The sequence below is a fragment of the Arthrobacter sp. P2b genome (genome assembly GCF_900168295.1).
Classification (GTDB): Bacteria; Actinomycetota; Actinomycetes; order Actinomycetales; family Micrococcaceae; genus Arthrobacter.
Genome location: NZ_FVZL01000017.1, coordinates 17,263 through 33,729, shown reverse-complemented (window position 1 = coordinate 33,729; position 16,467 = coordinate 17,263). Strand labels below are relative to the sequence as shown.

Here is a 16,467-nt window from a genome sequence, read left to right as displayed (position 1 = left end):
TGACGATCAGATGTGAGGGGGACACATGCAATCACGAACGAGCGCGCCTGCGCTGGTCGCCGGCGCCGTCCTCGCACCCGTCGGCTTGGTGCTGTCCATGATCCTGTTCGGCGGGGGCTCTCAGGCCGCTGCCGACTTCTGCTCACCGACCGGGTCCAGCGTCAGCGTTGACGCAGGCCAGCTGCCCAAGGTCGCTGTCGCCGGGTACGAGGGCGATCAACTGAAGAACGCGGCCCTGGTCATCAACGCAGGCAAAGCCCTTGGCCTGTCTGCCCGGGGGCAGACGATCGGTGTCATGACGGCCATGGGTGAATCCGGGCTGCGTGTACTGGACTACGGCGACGGCCCAGGCCCTGACTCCCGGGGGCTGTTCCAGCAGCGCGACAACGGCGCATGGGGAACCTACCCGGACCGCATGAACCCAACGACTTCAGCCACGAACTTCTTCACCGCCCTGCAGAAGGTCGGCGGGTGGGAACAGCTCGAACCCACCACGGCCGCGCACCGGGTCCAGCGCAACGCCGACCCGTTCCACTATCAGTCCTACTGGGCGGCCGCCGTCGAGGTCGTCGCCGCCCTGGCCGACGTTCAGATCACCGATGTCGGCGGGGAAAGCTCCTGCGGGATCCCGGGCCAATCAGGCAAAGACGATGATCTGCCGTGGCGCACGGCCAAGATATACGAGCCATCCCCGCTGGGCATGTACAACCGCGAATGCGTCGACTTCGCCCTCTGGCGTGTCAACCAGCAGCTTGGCAGCACCACCGCCCCCTACAAGGTCCTGAACGGCACGTTCCGGCCTGACGGTGCCGTGCTCGGCTCGGCCCTTACCTGGAAAGACGGGTGGGACGCCAAGGGCTGGCCCACCGGTGGAAAACCCCGTGTCGGCGCGGTCGTCTGGTACTCCCCCGGCACCGGAGGCGCAGACGGCACCTACGGGCACGTCGCCGTCGTCAAAGCCGTCAACGGTGACGGAAGCTTCCTGGAAGAGGGCTACAACGGCAACCCCGCCCCGAATGACCACACCTACTACACCCGCACCGTAGAGAACGGCACTCCCAGCGCCTTTCTCTACCTGCCCGGCAGCGACTCACCGGAGGAACCATGAAAAGCGCCCTGACAGCCCTCGCGGCCCTGCTTGTGTGCACGGCCTGCGCGCCGGTATCCAGCACAACACCCGCGGAACCATTGCCCAGTGCTTCCGCCGCGAGCCCGGCCACGCTCAGCGCAGGCGGCAAGCCGCAAGCTCCCGGCGGCACAGCACCGGCCACCCTGGGCGTCGCCTGGGACGAGGCAAGCAAAACAGCCGCGCTGGAAACCGCGACCAAGGCCATGACGCTTTACGCCCGTCCCACGGTCCCGGACAAACAATGGATCCAGGAGCTCGGGCAGCTGCTGACCGCCCAAGCAACCGCTGATTACCAATACGTTGACCCGGCCAACATCCCGGCCACCAGGATCACCGGAACGGGCCAGCTCAGGATCGATGAGAACAACGGTTTCGGCTGCCATATCGTCTTTCCCACCGACGCCGGCGACTACGACGTGCAACTGCTCCGCAGCGCAGCCGACAAACCCTGGCAGGTCAACCGTTTCACGCCCCCGAACGGCACAAAGTAAGGACAGATGATGGAAACTCAAGCGCTCGACTTCCCCAAGATCAACGCCGTTCTGCGGACCAACGGAACCGGCGAAGTCACCATCAACGGGACCTCCCACGCGATCGAGGCCGCCGACGAAGCCGCCGTCCTTAGCGATGCATTACGGATGATCACTGAAACCGCTGCTCAGCTCGGCCGACCCGTCCGCGTCAGCACCACCGACCCGGACGGGCAGGGCCTCATAATCGTCTCCCCCGAGGGCGTCGTCAGCGAGGCCGCTCCGATCAAGCCCACCCCGAAGCGGGAGCAGGACCGTCTGCCCGTTACGGCATCCCCTTCGCCCGAAACGGCCAAGGCCACGACCACGGCCGCGCCTGCACCTACGCCTGTTTCGGTCCCTGCTTCCTCTCCGTCCGAGGAGGCGCCGGCACAAGCTGCCGACGCTGCGCCGGTGACATTCGGCGCAGCCGTTACAGCCGCTCCCGCCGAGGGGCCCGCACCGGCTGCCACAGCAGCCGCCGTGGAGCCTGCCACTCGGCGCAGCCTCAAAGACACTTCGTTCCTCATTAGCGCGCCCGTGCTCCAGCCGGCCACGCGCGGCTGGCGGGGCGTTCTCAGCCGCCTGGGCTTCCGCATGGACCCATCAGCCGAGGAACTGGCCGAACGGGAAGATATCCGCACAGTGAGCCAGCACTGGCCCGGCCCCCGCACCGTAGCTGTCGTCAACCGCAAGGGCGGAGCGAACAAGACCCCCACCGTCGTGATGCTCAGCGCGATCCTGGCCCGCTACAGCGGCGCAGCGACCGTGGCCTGGGACAACAACGAATCACAGGGCACGCTCGGCTGGCGCACCGAAAAGGGCGGCCACAACAACAGCGTCCTGGATCTCATCGACTCATCAAAGGCGCTGCTCTCCCCCAGCGCCCAAGCAGCAGAAATCGCCCAGTTCGTCCACCACCAGACCTCGGACAAGTTCGACGTCCTGCGCTCAGACGAGAACGAGGAGGGCGACCACGAAGTGACCGCAGAGGAGGTGGACATCGCCCACCAGGTACTCACCCGCTACTACCGTCTGGTCGTCATGGACTCCGGAAACACGGCCCGCGCCGCGAATTGGCGGCGAATGATCCACCACACCAATCAGCTCGTGGTCCCGGTCACCGCCATTGAAGACCGCGCCGAAGCCGCGCGCCTGACCCTCCAAACGCTCGAATCCCGCGGCGGCCACGACGCCGAGCTGGCACGGAACGCCGTCGTGATCGTGTCAGAGTCCACCGATGCCAAGCGCAGCATGAGCGGCGACGCGCTCAAACGCGCCAAGGACGAAGCTCGCAGGATTGCCGAAGGATTCACCCCGCACGTGCGCGCGGTCGTCCGCATCCCCTACGACCCCGCCCTGGTCAACGGACCCATCCGCTACGAGGCCCTCCAACCCGCCACCCAACGCGCCTGGCTCGCCGCGGCTGCCGCGGTGGCCAAAGGCTTCTGACCTCGTCTAATGGAAACGACACGCCGAACGGGCCGCGCAGTTAACGGTACCGGTACCTATAGGCTCGGGCTTATGAGTACAGCCATCCACAGACGCGTACGGGGTACAGGGGCCGGCAACGTCGTCCTCAAAGTTGACGTTGCTGCCGATGCTAAGGCTCTGGTGGAACGTCTTGCCACCCACATGGGGCTCTCCAAAGGACAGGCAGCCGAACGCCTCCTGATGAGCATCCGGCTGGATGCTCGCGGGTTGCCTATTTGGCCTGACATAGACGACTACCAGGAACAAGGAGCCCTGCCTATCGATAAGGCTTCCTAACGGAAGAAGGCCCCTCCTAAAAGGAGGGACCTTCCTAATCCTTCGCTCAGATCCCTCATCCGCCAAGATCCGGATCCGAGCTGTTACAACACCCACGCTGTGGGTGCCATTTGTGTTACCTCGAAAGGAACTACTGTCCTTATGGTACCGGAACCGGTATTGACGTCAACGCATGCCCTTGTGAGTGTCGCTCCACGTCCCAGACCGGAAGATGCATGGGGTCTTGCTCCGCTGATTGCTGGCGCGCCTTCGTACCGGTTGGGGCGGTGGATTGGGCAGAGGTTTCAATATCCTCGGCCGAAAAATGAGCCGAAGATCACTCGTTCTTTGCCGGGACATCCTGCTGCTGTAATGGTGCACGGCACGGATGGCCGAGTCTCCACGCTGTGCTTGGACTTTGATACCTCGAAGGCGCTGAAGGGCGTGGTGGACTCGGACGCGGTCCGGGTGGGCCGATTGTTGTCGGAGTGCGACATGAGGTTCGTGGAGGATTTCTCCCCCAGCGGTGGACGACACTTGTACGTGCCGCTGCACGACCGGATGGACGCAGCCGAGGCCCGGGAACTGGTTGAAGCGCTAGCCCTTATGGCCACCAGTCTTGACCCGAGCCCCCACCAGAACATCACAGACGGGTGCATCCGTGTCCCAGGAACGATCCACAAGTCCGGTGGCCACCAAACCCTCATCACTCCCCTGTCCCAGGCGTACGACATCTTGCGCCGCCGCAACCCAGCACGGGGCTTAGTGCAGCTGCGTACGGCGTTGGCGCCGGAACTGGCCCGCAAACGCGCACTCAAGGCCCGAGAAATGAAGACCATGGCCGCTCAACGGACCGCCGGGCTACCGGCGCTCTCACTGAAATCCAGTAGTGAGACCCCGCTGCGACGGGTCGCGCGAACCGGTCTGTACGACACGGCTAAGTTCAAGGGCCCGTCCGAGGCCCGAATGGCCGTGCTGAACCACTTCAGTGCCTGTGGCTGGTCCCTGCAGCACGTAGAAAACGAACTCGTCGGCCAGTTCCCGGGCCTAGCTGCCCTCTACGGATCTGCAGAACGCCAGGCAAGGCTCCTTCCTTACGAGTGGGCCAAAGCCCAGGCCTTCACCGGCGCAGCTTCAAGCACGCGAAAACCGCTCCCCCGTAATCGCAGGGAAAGGAGTGCACTTATTAACAACACAAGCCCCACTTTAACCACCGGGGGGGCAGGCAAACCCAGCAGTGCTGCTGTACATCAACTCGTGAACGACTTGGAAAATGTTCTTTATGCAGTCCTCGACCACAGACTCCAAAAACGCGGTCGCGAAGGCCTCAGCCTCCGCCTACTGATCCGCGGATTGTTGGGATACATGCGGGCTAAAGAAACGGACATCCTTGATGTCGGTTGCCGCACTCTTGCTGTCGCGATGGGCAAACATCACGTCACCATCGCCAGGCTGCTACCCATCCTGGTTCAAGCTTCTGATGGGATCCTCACTAAGATCGCCGACGCACGTCAGAAAGCGGCCGATGTTTACCTCATTCAACTTCCCGAGCACTACCAACAACTTGCACGGGAACTAACGTGGCGGAAAGGAAAGATCCACGCCATCCGCCCGGTGTTTCGGGCCCTGGGAGACGTGGCTGCCCTTGCTTACGAGGCAATCGAACGCGGGCGCCACTCCCCCACCACCGCGGAAGTAGCCCGCAACAGTGGTGTCAGCCGCAACGCCTGTTCGGCCGCATTGGCTGAGATGGAGACACTCGGCATGATCCAGCGCCACGGTGGAACGTGGCAAACCACTTCAGTGAACCTCCGCATGCTCGCCGCTAGGCTCGGAGTGCTCGACGACTACCTTGACCACATCCGCCGGAACCGTCACGAACGCGCGATCTGGCATGCCTACCTTGATAGGTTCAAGCCACTGCAGCTTGGGATCGCTGAGGTCGACTTGTTTGATCCTGAAAGGGATGAGTATTGGCTACCCCCGGATGATGCGGCAGTGTGGCGAATTGCTCAGCCGGCATAGGTCTCTGGTGCAGTTGATTCGCTGCTAGCTACCAGAATGCTAGCGATCCGATAGTTCTTTAGTAGCTTTGCGCTAGCACAGCGTTCAAGTTGGTCCGGCATCCCTACTGCGCGTGGGTGACGATTGGGTCGAGTTTACGCTCGTCCAGCAGTTTGAGGTTGATCCTCAGCCGCGGTTGTGTAGTGGTTCGATAGCACTTTGAAACTGCTCCTAGGACCCGGGGTACACATTGGTCCGCCGCTCGCATACTGATACTACTTTCAAAGTGCTATCGAATAAGTAGTGTTTCGCTAGCAAATCACTCTCTCTCCGAAGTTGCCAGCTTGCCCCTCCCCCGTTTCACAGTCACTAGCAAATTGATAGTGATTCAATAGCGATTTAGTAGCGCGCGGAGCAGTATTCGATATGCGCATGATCTCGAGTCAGGGGGGTGAGTAACGGCTGAGCTTGAGCTTGGGCTTGCCGGCGGCCTTGGGCCTTCGTCGCTCGTCGAGGCTATCATTTTGATATTGAAGTAATAGCAGTTTGAAACTGCTATCACTGTTGCGGAGGACCTGATCCCGATTCGACCTATTTGATACTGCTTTCATAGTGCTATCAAACAGGTAGCGTGTCGCTAGCCTTTTGCTATCAGCCTCGGCGTTAGGTTGGAGGCATGATCATTGTTGTGGGTAGCGAAAAGGGCGGCGTAGGCAAGTCCACGGTTGTAACTAACCTTGCTGTTGAGCTGGCGAAGCGGGGGATGCGCATAGCGGTCGTGGACGGTGACCGACAGCGGTCCACTGCTCGTTGGGCCGTAGACCGCGAAGAGGCCGGGCATGAACCTCGCATCTTTGTAGTGGAGAAACTTGGCAGCCTGCACGAGACACTGCGTGAACTGGATACGAGCTATGACGTTGTCCTTGTCGATGTGGCAGGGAAGGACAGCAAGGAGATGCGCACAGCCATGACTGCGGCCCATCAGTTGTTGATCCTGACGCAATCGAGCCAATTTGATCTCGACACACTCGCGACTGTCGATAGGTTGATCGAAACTGCCCGTGACTTCAATCCCTCCCTTCGAGTCAGGGGGGCTCTTACGCGGGTATCAACCAACGCGTTCGAATCTGAAAGTGGCGACGCCAGGGATTACCTTTCCGACTATCCGAGTATCGAACCACTGCGAACCGTTCTGTACGAGCGCAAGGCTTATCGAGACGTGGTGGGGGAGGGGCTCGGAGTTGTTGAGTGGAAGAACCCTAAAGCTGCGAGGGAAATCCGTGGGCTGGTAGAGGAGTTGATGGGGTAGTGGCAATCAAGAAACGATCCGCGTCCGAGAAGGCTAGGGACGAGGCTATCGAGGCGTTTGGCAATGCCGCTGAACCACTATTGACCTCGCCGGCTGTCAGCGCTGAGCGCGGAATTCCAGCCAGGCCCAGTGTCACGCCCAGACTTAGTGATTCGAGGGACAAGGGGACTGCCAGAACGATGTTGCTTCGTTTTGACGAGGACCGTGAGCTCATGGACTTACTTGCGGACGTGGCGAAGCTGGAAGGCCGCAAGAAGCATCCGATGGCATTGCGCGCTCTTAGAATCGGTCTCGAGCAGGTCCGCGACAGTTACGAGTAAGTAAGCCACCCGGGTCTGTGGAGTTGCTATCAAGTTGATAGCAACTTCATAGCAGTCACAAGATAGTTGGCCTGCGGTACTAAACGCGTGTTGGAGTGCATCCAAATGGCCGGTCAAAAACGACCGATTATGGAAGCCGGCGGCCTTCTGGCCGCCGCAAATAGCGGCGAACCACGGGTGCGGGGCGAGTGACCGGTTAGTGATTCCGTTTCTGGGATCTAAAATACTTGGCCCACTCGGGACCACCATTGAGTGCAAGCCATTCCACGAGCGTCTCGTGTTCATCGTGCTTGTCCAGCAGCGTCGTGAGCTTGGACTGCGTCTGAATGTTTTCTCGACTAGCCAAGTCTAGATACTGATCAAATGCGTTCTTCACTGCAAGATGGAAGGCGGCGGCCTCCTGACTGCTGATCTCACGCGCAGTCTCGCCGTGGACCGCTTTGGATCTTACCTCCCCGTACAGCATGATCGTTTGGTCAGGGTGCGGAATCATCCCGGTCATAATGTGGCTGAGCATGAGTTGTCGACGCGCGATCAGGCCGCTCTTCAACCCTGCCTGCGTGTCCCCCAAGAGGGCTTCGAGGGCAAACGTTAGGTATAGAACTTCGATCACGGGTTCGCCCGTAAATCGTGCCCTTTCCATCCAACGGACGGCAATATCTGCCTTGATCTGCAAAGTATTCCTAGACTCGGGATCGAGATCGTTGTATCGGTCAATGTCTATGTCGGAGAGCGAGGCAGAGGAAAGCTCTAGGTCATAGGACGAGTCCGGCCGGCTGTTCCACCCACGGAGTTCGCCAGGGAAGGTATACGAAGTGCCGAGTCTGAAGCGAAGCTGCATCGAAGGGATGCTTCGTCCGATTAGATCGGTGCGAAGTAGCCGAAGAACACTCGCAGCCTTTTCGCGGGCGCGTGCGGCCATCTTTTCGTAGTTGGTGCCAGCAGCATTGACCATGGCTACGCATCTAAAGGGGCCTTCGTGTTCCCGGAAACTGTCCGCGGTTGGGACTCGCGCGTCAGTAGCGGGAAGAAAAAGCACATCCTGTAGCTGAATTTCCTCCTCAAAACTCAGCCGGTGCACTGGAATGAAACATACAGTTTCTATGACTTGGCGAGAGTTCCGCGTTGAGAATGTGGCGGCTACATCATGGTCGGGGGTGATGCGTGCGTCTACAGCCAGTTCCCACAAAAGGTCTTCGACCTTCTCGAGATGCTCGAAGCTCAAATCACTCTGCAGTGCTTTCGACGATCTGGCTACTGCTAGCTCAGTTTGTCGGCCAAACTGCACATATCGTGACCCCTGCAGCCGCGCATCTAGGGGCAGGCGGATTGTCCTGACAGCTCCGCCTTGGGCCGATGCGGGCTGACGAGCCCTCTTCTGCAACTCGTTGAGGCCCAGCGTATCCCGGCTTCGGCCAGTTCTCATATCTCGATTATTCATGCCAGGGTTTAAAATGGACTCATGCCCGACTGCCCTCTATCTGCGCGTCTCTGAATCGGGAGAGCAGAAGCGGAGTCGACTCTCGGCACCAGGCGCTGTGTGTCCTTCGTCACATACTTTCGTGCTGAGCGTTTCATCTATTACATTTGTCTTATCTGCCATACAGAAGCGAGGAGGGCCTCGCGACTCCCAGGGAGGAGAGATAATGCAGACGATTAGAGCGCAAGAGACGGTGCAGACCATCAGAGCGCAAGACGTTGAACATGAAGAAATTAATGAAGTCGAACGAGTGCTGGCGACGCTGCCTAACTCGGAGTTGGCTCATCAGCTCCAACATATCCTGCGTTCAGTACGTCGAGGTTTTGACCTCAACGTTATCTCCCAAGACGGAAAGCTGACGCCAAAAGAGGCAGCTGAGATACTTCAGGTCAGTCGCCCTCACGTCATGGCGCTGATCAAGCGTGGTGAACTTACAGCAGAAATTGTCGGTCAACGTGACCGCCGTATTCCCCTTTCGGAGATCACGGAGTTTCTGAAGCGCAAGGAGCGCGCGTCCCATGACGTTGCTGCATCCTTTGCCCGTCGAGATTCGTCGAAGCGCGCTTTGGTTGCGCGAAGTGCAGGCGTTGACCCGGATCGCGCAAAGTCGTTGGGCTACTGAATTACCCTGCGCTCCCGGACGTCCTTTGTCTCAGGAACCTGTGAACTGCGGAGGCTTCCGGGAGCGCATCTATACACTCCTCGCAGATGGGAAAACCTTCGGGCACTCTGGAACTAACAAACCAAAACCCGCATACGGACCGGATGGCGCGCTTCTCGACCACGGAGGCCACTACCTCGTTGCGAACGACGTAATGGGCAGACTGGGTTGCCTGTGGTTCCTTGGGTGCTTCGTCCGTTTGCTCATCGGACTCCGCTGAGTAGATCAGCTGAGACGCCCGCGCGACGGATATGAAATATGAAAAACACAGGTCACCGTTCTTGCTGTAGTACCCGGCGTCTTTGGTCCATCTCTCCTCGTCTGGGTCTATAACAGGCAGAACTGCAGACAGGATTAGATCCTTAAGGACCTCGTCAACCTTCCAAGGCTCAAATGAAACCCCCAGCTCGATTGCGTCGTCTTGCTCTTTATGGGCCTCATCAAAGCTGCTGTCCTCCTCGCTCTCTCGCATGACAGTCAGAGTGATACTCGCGTTCAATCCATCTACGCCGTCGGGAAGCAGATCAGCGGGCGGCTCGGGGAGGGGTTTGGTGACTTCATCACCTTCCGAGCCTTCCAAAAGGTAAGCCTCACGGAATACATCTAGCATCGTCCGAACCAGGTCACGTTGCCAATTTTCAATGGCAGCGTAGGTCTCGTCTTCCGTAAGTTTGATTTCGCGGATGGCTAGGTCATCTTCTGAAGGCTCTAGGTACTCCTTGCGCTTGAAGGCGTTCGGAGCGCTGGCGTGAAACTTATCGTGGGTGTCAGCGAAAACACCCCATGTCGTGCCATGCATCTTGATCATGGCAGTCCGCCACGCCGGTCCTTTGCTTGTGTCTCTCGCCTCGATGACCTTGTAGCCTGCCGTCCTGGTTGATCCCTTGTGCTCCTCATATTTGTCGCTAGCGGGATTATCGGAGAAGTCCTGGCATGCCTGAATTGCGGGATGCCCCAGTTTCGTGAAGGCTGGCATTTCGCTCCATGCGCTACGGGCGACGAGCGCTTCATGATACTTGTCGGTCCAGCCGTTCTTGAGGCTAGCGAGTAGACGGAGTGTAGGCCAAGTCATCGTCTCAATCTACTTCCTCTGTCAGACACTTCTTCTCTGGCGACCCCCTTATCGTGGCCGTTTCTGTTGTATATTCCAGGCGGAGGGGTGGCTGGCGCGCATGTCCGGCCCCCGACCTACGTATAGGTCTGCTCAGGCGTAGTTCAAAAACGACCGTTTGGGAAGTTGGGCGCAAGTTCTCGATCCGCCCCAAGGCAACACGTGGGTTTCATAAGCGAAGCCACCTGCCGCCATAGCCGCTGGCGTGAGAGAAAGCTCCTGCTTCAACCCACCCGAGGCGAAGTCGGCTTAGTCATCTGCGAGACCAGATGTACCGACTCTCTCTTGGCCACGTCCGCAAGATTCTCGGGGAAAAATGGGGTCCCTTAAGTTCACAACACCTAGGACAGCAGCCGCCAAGGCCACAGCGCCAAGGATTAGTGCCCTACTGCGCCGGGGATGGACGCAAAGGAAAGATTCGTTCGGCCCTTCACTATGGAGTTGTGGACCGGTTGGTCTGGCTCCTTGATGGACGTGGCGGCCTCGGCTTGCTGGATGCAGGATGGTCTGGTGAGGCGGGTCTGACTCTCGGCTCTTCTGACATCACCCCCTGGTGATTGTCCTTCCCGTGACCTGTCGGCCGACCTGGCTCATTTTCGAAGTGCAGCCCGGCAGGCCGTCATGTCCTGATAGGAGTCTGGCGAGTCCCCGATAGTGAACTGACTGACGCCCACCGAGCTGCGCAGCCGACAACGAGGAAGGCCGCAGTTTCCATGGTGAACGAGAAGCAAATTAAGGTCTACGGCGGAATCGACACGCATGCCGACACGCATCACATCGCCGTTATCGACGCTGCAGGACAACGGCTGGCAGATGTGGAGGTGCCCACTACCGCTGCTGGTTACCAAGCGGCATTACGGTTCCTGATTCGGATGCGCACCCGCGAGGGCATGGCGGTCGCAAAAGCGAAGGGGCGGCTGAAAGGCAAGCAGCCCAAATTGTCCAAGACGCAGCGGAAGCATCTTCTGACCCTGCACGACGCCGGCGAGCATACGCAGGCTGAATTGGCCGAGCTGTTCCGGGTGTCACGGACGACGGTGTACCGCGAGCTCCAAAGGCCCACCATCTGAAGACCGACGCGGTGCCGACTGCTAGGAACGCGCCAAATAGCGCCGCAAAAAGACCGCCATTTACCCCCGAAAGTCACAGCCCAGGCTCGGACTCCGCGCAGGGGAGTGTAGCCACATCGGTGAGACGCCTCGTATCCCAAGGGTTGAGAGGCGGCAGGGGGAAGTATACGTACGCTCTGCGAATGCTGGCGGTGCTAGAGGAAGGTCACCTCTGGTTCTTACCAAGGGCAACCGTGCAAACCTGTACAGCGGCTGTGCCTCTAACGGCTATACCTGTCCACCAACCACGCGAAGCCGCTGTCGGCCCCGCGGCTGTAGAGACAGATTGGGCCAGGCTCCTCACATTTTGTTGGTTGGCGCGAGTAGGACCGGAAACCCAGTGCGGCGGCCTCCAGCCTAGACGTTCAATCGTGTCATCACCTCTAGACTGGGCCACGAGTACAACCCGCGGTAACCTCCAGGGGAAGGGGTACGGACTTGGATACTTCTATGGTTCAGCAATGGATCCTGGTTATAAGTGGTGCCGCAACCATGATCAGCATCGCTACTGGTGTATGGCTCTCCCTGCGGGACTACCGGATAAAACTTAGGGCAGAAGCCAGGGCTCAGGAGAGCGCAGAGCTGGAGGCAGAAGTGAGGTTGCATTCACTTTTTAGTGATCTTATGACGACAGCCAATGGGAGGAGTGGATATGTGCTCTCCGAAAATGCTGTGGACTTCCTCCTCAAGAAGTTTGAAAAGTTAGAATTCCTCGAAATAAAAGATGGGTTTGTAACTATCCAATTCGATGCACTGTACGAAGTGAACCGAGCCTTGCGTGAGTTAGGAATTCTCGACCTGCCGGTTGGGTCGGCAGCTCAAAACGCTTCTGTTGCCGCCATTTATTCTCTTGCCGCTCATTACCCTCGGCTTCGTATCACGGGTCTCACAGCCTTAGAGTCGCTGCAAGAACCATACACAACGCCGGTCGCGAGGGAATATATGGAAATGCTCAAGTCTTTACATGAGACTGAGAGCATCGAAGTAGCTGGGAGCCGTCAGCATCCGCAACGGCGGGCGCCCAACCCGAAGCGCAACACAGCAAGCTGACTTATTGGGCACCCGGTACCTTTGGTGCAGGATGGGTTTCGAGACAAAGGCGCAGACTTCCATCCCGCGTACAGGGTCGCGCAGCCTTTTCATGAACTACAACTGACAGGATCTAGTGGCCTGTTCGAACGGGGCGCACCACTCTTGGGATGAATGGCTTAACCAGGTTCTGTCGGGCCCGGCTGTCTCGCGAACCTTTCGGCATTCCTTCTGAAACGGCCGGCTCCTCTCCAGCCTGCTCAGTGTCTACTCGAAACCTCTGCGCCTCGAAACCCTAGGGATAGGAGACGCCGGAATGCCTCTCCGCTACACAGGCAGCGCCAGGCTATCCCGCACATAGGATGAGCTGGTGACCGAGGAACCGAAGAAACGCCGCTTCTTGACCACCGAGCAGGCAGCCGAAGAGCTGAGCGTGAGCTCGAATCAAATCCGGGCACTGCTGAAGACCGGGGAATTGCGTGCGATTCAGATCGGAGGCCGTGGCATGTGGCGCATTGGGGTCAACGATCTCGAGGACTACATCGCCGGAGCATACCGACGCACCGAGGAGCGCATCGCTTCTGGCGAGATTGTGGATGACTCCGAGCCCGACGCCGACTACGCGCAGTAATGCCTTGTCCTTCTCGAATACCCCCTCGATAGGGGCAGATGCAGCCGCTCCCCTGATTCCCCATCTACTCGTAGCCGTACGAAAGTCGCAGCTGTGACGGTTGATTGTGGCGCGCAAGTTTTAGGACAACATCCGGAACGTCCAACCAGGGTGTGCCCCAGTTCCAAGGAAATGGAACAGCAGCTACGCCCCCAGACTGCCCCAAGGCTGGGGCGAATCCGGTACGCTTTGAAACATGACAGATGATCTGAACATTGAACAGACCGCGACTACGGCTATTGCCCAAGCCCGGCTTCTTGCGCATCAAGCCAACCTGGCTGCGGAGGTGGCTATTGCCCAGGCCGTCACGCTTCTGCTCGACTCGGGCATGTCCCAACGCGCGGTCGCGCAGGTAACAGGAGTGAGTAAGTCCAGTGTTGCCCGCATGGCCAAGTCTCGGCCGGCGCTTGGCGTGGGGGTCGCGGCGCAGCAAGATGCTCGCGTCTACAGCTTCGCGAATGAGTGGGTTTGGGGCAGTGCGGAGAACGCGCGGGCCATGGTTAGCCGATTGATGACTGGCGACCGCTAGATCATTAACCTTGTCCCGAAGCCAAGGAAGTGGGACGAGCAGGTGTAGCGTTTAGGGCCCCTTTCCGTTTCGTTATGTCTCCTGAGGGATCCCCTTGCGGGCTGTACTGTGCGCCAAATAGGGTTGCGAAAAAGCCGCCATTTATCGCTGAAAGTCACAGACTGATCCACAGGACATCTAAGGCAACCGCTGATTCAATACTTGGCAGCTTGTCGTCGAGCGGAGGAATGCCTGGCCCGAGGAATCCTTGCACCCCCGACGCTTCTCGGTAACGAAGGATTACGAGAAAGCATCGAATTGAGAATCGCGGAGCGATGACTCATCGAAGTGGCGCGACGTCCCTGCCGCGGAAAATTGGCGCGACGAAGAAAAAGCGGCAACGCCCACCCCGGTTCTCACAAATAGTTCTCGAATCGGTACAGTCGAGCTAAGACCCCGAACCGAGTTTTGAGAAGAGAGCACCCCATGGTCACGCACCGCATCGGCTACGCCAGGGTTTCCACCCGGGACCAGAACCTGGACCTGCAGCGCGACGCCCTGCAGAAGGCGGGATGCGACAAGATCTACAAGGACACGATCAGCGGCACCAAGTCCCAGCGCCCGGGCCTCGACCAGGCGCTGGACAACCTGCGCGAAGGTGACACCTTGGTGGTGTGGAAGCTGGACCGCTTGGGCCGGAGCGTGAAGGACCTCCTGGATTTCGCCGGCGGACTGAACGACCGCGGCGTAGGGTTCGTCAGCCTCACCGATGCGATCGATACCACGACGGTCTCCGGGCGCTTCTTTTTCAACGTCATGGCTTCCCTGGCCCAGATGGAACGGGAGCTCATGGTCGAACGTACGCAGGCCGGACTGCAGGCGGCACGCGAACAAGGACGGGTCGGCGGCCGCAAACGCATCATGACGGATGCAAAAGTCCGCTCAGCCCGAAAGCTCCTCAACCAGGGGACACCGCGCCGGGAGGTCGCCGACACCCTAGGAGTCTCCGTGCCCACCCTTTACCGATGGGTCCCGGCAGCAGGCGCGACTGAGGTTCCAAAGAAGTAGTGCCTGCTGGTTGGTGCAGGCGACTTCTGAAAAAGATGGCTGTTGGTGCAGGGGACTATTGAGCAGAGTGCTTTTCCGTGCAGAGCACTTCTGACATTTCAATGTCCATACTCGTCTGCACTACCCCGGAATTCCGTGGGCGCCAGTGCAGTCGACTTCTGAAAATGACAGATCCGCTCACCGAGGCAGTGTCCCGCCGAGGGGTGTTCCGGTTTTAAGGAAGTGGGAGGCTCCAGGCGAAGGAATTGGGACATTGGCAGCGACCACCATAGGCCTGCCGCGAACGACCCCGCGGGGCCGACCATGACTGATCGACCCCGCGGCAGTGCTCCCTACCTGAGTCGGGAGATCGCACGCTGCAGGATATCCTCGGCTGCCGCGAGGGCGCGAAGGCGGAGGGAGTTCTTCTTCAGCGCACGTTCGCGAACGATGGCGCGCCAATCTTCGCGATACTCAGCAATCGGGGTGCGGGTATCGCCTACAGCCGTAGCGTTCTCGTAAGGGCAGTAGGGGCCGGAGGTCGCGGGGGAGTGCTCGAGGGTGTGCGTGGAGAGGACGTGACGTAGCGGTGCCGGGACGCCGCGGCCGCCCGGGTGGGCGGCTAGGCTGACGAACTGTGCCAGAAGTGCCGCGCTGACGCTCGCGGAAAGCGCAGCAACGTTCTGGCGGGAGGGAGCTTCTCGATGTGCTCCTGCGATGTACTCCGGGTCATCCAGTAGCCCCTGCTTGTCCAATGGAATGTCGCCGATGACGAGCTGGCCGAGGCAGGCCATACACGGGCGTCCGGGGACGAGCGTGTGGGCGCGCCAGATGCCGTTGCGCATGCGCCCATCCGGGAAGGTGTCGAGCGCTATTCCGCCATCTATGACCGGGATGAGGTCCGTGTAGGCGAGTGCATTCAATACCGCTCGCGGCCAGGGCCGGTCGACGCAGGAGAAGATGACGTCGTAATCGAGCGCGGCGCTCACGCCGACTGGGTCGGTGATGCTGACCTCGTGGTGATGGACCTCGAACGATTCTGCGGTCGCGGCAGATTTCATCAAGCGCGCTGCGACGTCGACCTTGGACCGCCCGAGTGCGGCGTCGAGGCGGGTCGCGCCGATCATGCGGTCCAGGTTCACCGTCTCAACGGCGTCATAGTCCATCACGCCGACCGTCGCGAGGCCCGTAGCGGCGAGACGCTGCGCGACGTCGAGGCCGACGCTGCCGCCACCGACCACGAGAACACGCAGGCGCGCGATCGAGCCTTGTGTTCGCTCGCCCCACGACGAGACCGTCCGTTGCTGAGAACGGGTGATACCGGGGATTCGACGGATCTCGTCGTTCCAGCTGACGGCCAGCTTCGGAAACACCGAACGCACCGACTCCGCCCAGGTCGGAGCGCTCCGGTCGAACCAGAACCGGGCCGACCATGAGGTGTCGCGACCACCGAGTGTCATCCCCAGGAGTGGCATCTTCGTAATCCCGCGGGCAACGCGCTCATACTCGGATTCCGTCTCCCAGTCCATGTCGCTAAGAAGCTGCCAGCCGCGAGAGGCCGGATGAGAGTGCAACAGTACGAGTCCATGGCCGGCGGCACGTGCCTCATTCGAGGCGCGAAGCACGTATCCGCTGGTGAACGACGCGTTCCCGTGCACATGTCGCTCACCTTCACCAGGAAAAATAACGGACTTCATCAGAGCGGTCGTGCGCTCGACGCCGGTGGAAAGGACATATGTCGCGGCGAGCACGTCCTCCTGGCCGTCCTCGCGGATGAGGTGGTCCCGCATGGCCGCTTCGACTTCACCGGTCATCGCTACGGAATACCGCAT

General features: G+C 59.8%; 15 protein-coding genes and 1 pseudogene. 13 read left to right on the top strand and 3 right to left on the bottom strand.

Annotated elements, in window-relative coordinates; all coding sequences use genetic code 11:
- The first annotated feature begins 25 nt into the window (after positions 1 to 25).
- The 7 genes from B5520_RS18540 to B5520_RS18510 all read left to right on the top strand — a co-directional run bounded on the left by B5520_RS18540 (position 26) and on the right by B5520_RS18510 (position 7,020).
- The gene (locus B5520_RS18540; RefSeq protein ID WP_079598548.1) at positions 26 to 1,108 is read left to right on the top strand and encodes a CHAP domain-containing protein; all 1,083 of its coding nucleotides are present in this window, start codon (positions 26 to 28) and stop codon (positions 1,106 to 1,108) included.
- Positions 1,105 to 1,620, top strand: a complete 516-nt coding sequence (locus tag B5520_RS18535) for a hypothetical protein (protein ID WP_079598547.1) — start codon at positions 1,105 to 1,107, stop codon at positions 1,618 to 1,620. The genes B5520_RS18540 and B5520_RS18535 overlap by 4 nt, the downstream gene beginning before the upstream one ends.
- A gap of 6 nt (positions 1,621 to 1,626) precedes the next feature.
- Positions 1,627 to 3,090 carry a MinD/ParA family ATP-binding protein gene (locus B5520_RS18530; protein WP_079598546.1) on the top strand — a complete coding sequence of 488 codons (1,464 nt, stop codon included), beginning with the start codon at positions 1,627 to 1,629 and terminating at the stop codon, positions 3,088 to 3,090.
- A gap of 72 nt (positions 3,091 to 3,162) precedes the next feature.
- Positions 3,163 to 3,408: a hypothetical protein gene (locus B5520_RS18525; RefSeq protein WP_015062033.1), complete on the top strand. Its 246-nt coding sequence runs from the start codon at positions 3,163 to 3,165 to the stop codon at positions 3,406 to 3,408.
- A 390-nt stretch (positions 3,409 to 3,798) separates the two neighbouring features.
- Positions 3,799 to 5,412, top strand: a complete 1,614-nt coding sequence (locus B5520_RS18520; RefSeq protein ID WP_254865631.1) for a hypothetical protein — start codon at positions 3,799 to 3,801, stop codon at positions 5,410 to 5,412.
- 655 nt (positions 5,413 to 6,067) lie between these two features.
- Entirely contained in the window at positions 6,068 to 6,700 is a 633-nt protein-coding gene (locus tag B5520_RS18515; protein WP_015062035.1) for an AAA family ATPase, read from the top strand.
- Positions 6,700 to 7,020 carry a hypothetical protein gene (locus tag B5520_RS18510; protein ID WP_079598544.1) on the top strand — a complete coding sequence of 107 codons (321 nt, stop codon included), beginning with the start codon at positions 6,700 to 6,702 and terminating at the stop codon, positions 7,018 to 7,020. Before B5520_RS18515 ends, B5520_RS18510 begins: the two co-directional genes overlap by 1 nt.
- 196 nt (positions 7,021 to 7,216) lie before the next feature.
- On the opposite strand, the gene B5520_RS18505 is transcribed toward B5520_RS18510, so the two are convergent.
- The gene (locus tag B5520_RS18505) at positions 7,217 to 8,446 is read right to left on the bottom strand and encodes a hypothetical protein (RefSeq protein ID WP_079598543.1); all 1,230 of its coding nucleotides are present in this window, start codon (positions 8,444 to 8,446) and stop codon (positions 7,217 to 7,219) included.
- A gap of 220 nt (positions 8,447 to 8,666) precedes the next feature.
- Here B5520_RS18505 and B5520_RS18500 point away from each other — a divergent pair, with 220 nt between their 5' ends.
- Positions 8,667 to 9,122: a helix-turn-helix domain-containing protein gene (locus B5520_RS18500; protein WP_176156919.1), complete on the top strand. Its 456-nt coding sequence runs from the start codon at positions 8,667 to 8,669 to the stop codon at positions 9,120 to 9,122.
- A 1-nt stretch (position 9,123) separates the two neighbouring features.
- On the opposite strand, the gene B5520_RS18495 is transcribed toward B5520_RS18500, so the two are convergent.
- Entirely contained in the window at positions 9,124 to 10,233 is a 1,110-nt protein-coding gene (locus B5520_RS18495) for a DUF3039 domain-containing protein (protein ID WP_079598541.1), read from the bottom strand.
- Positions 10,234 to 11,135: 902 nt separating this feature from the next.
- Between B5520_RS18495 and B5520_RS22515 the strand changes: the two are divergent.
- The 5 genes and pseudogenes from B5520_RS22515 to B5520_RS18470 all read left to right on the top strand — a co-directional run.
- A pseudogene (locus B5520_RS22515) lies at positions 11,136 to 11,342 on the top strand (helix-turn-helix domain-containing protein); the annotation flags it as partial.
- A 477-nt stretch (positions 11,343 to 11,819) separates the two neighbouring features.
- Positions 11,820 to 12,431, top strand: a complete 612-nt coding sequence (locus B5520_RS18485; RefSeq protein ID WP_139386260.1) for a hypothetical protein — start codon at positions 11,820 to 11,822, stop codon at positions 12,429 to 12,431.
- Between the two features lie 349 nt (positions 12,432 to 12,780).
- Positions 12,781 to 13,041 (top strand): helix-turn-helix domain-containing protein, encoded by a 261-nt coding sequence (locus B5520_RS18480; RefSeq protein ID WP_079598538.1) that lies wholly within the window; start codon positions 12,781 to 12,783, stop codon positions 13,039 to 13,041.
- Between the two features lie 235 nt (positions 13,042 to 13,276).
- Positions 13,277 to 13,609 carry a hypothetical protein gene (locus tag B5520_RS18475; protein ID WP_079598537.1) on the top strand — a complete coding sequence of 111 codons (333 nt, stop codon included), beginning with the start codon at positions 13,277 to 13,279 and terminating at the stop codon, positions 13,607 to 13,609.
- A gap of 465 nt (positions 13,610 to 14,074) precedes the next feature.
- Positions 14,075 to 14,656 (top strand): recombinase family protein, encoded by a 582-nt coding sequence (locus B5520_RS18470; RefSeq protein WP_079598536.1) that lies wholly within the window; start codon positions 14,075 to 14,077, stop codon positions 14,654 to 14,656.
- A gap of 332 nt (positions 14,657 to 14,988) precedes the next feature.
- Here B5520_RS18470 and B5520_RS18465 read toward each other — a convergent pair whose 3' ends face one another.
- A complete protein-coding gene (locus tag B5520_RS18465; protein WP_176156918.1) occupies positions 14,989 to 16,467 on the bottom strand; it encodes a ThiF family adenylyltransferase in 1,479 nt (492 codons plus the stop codon).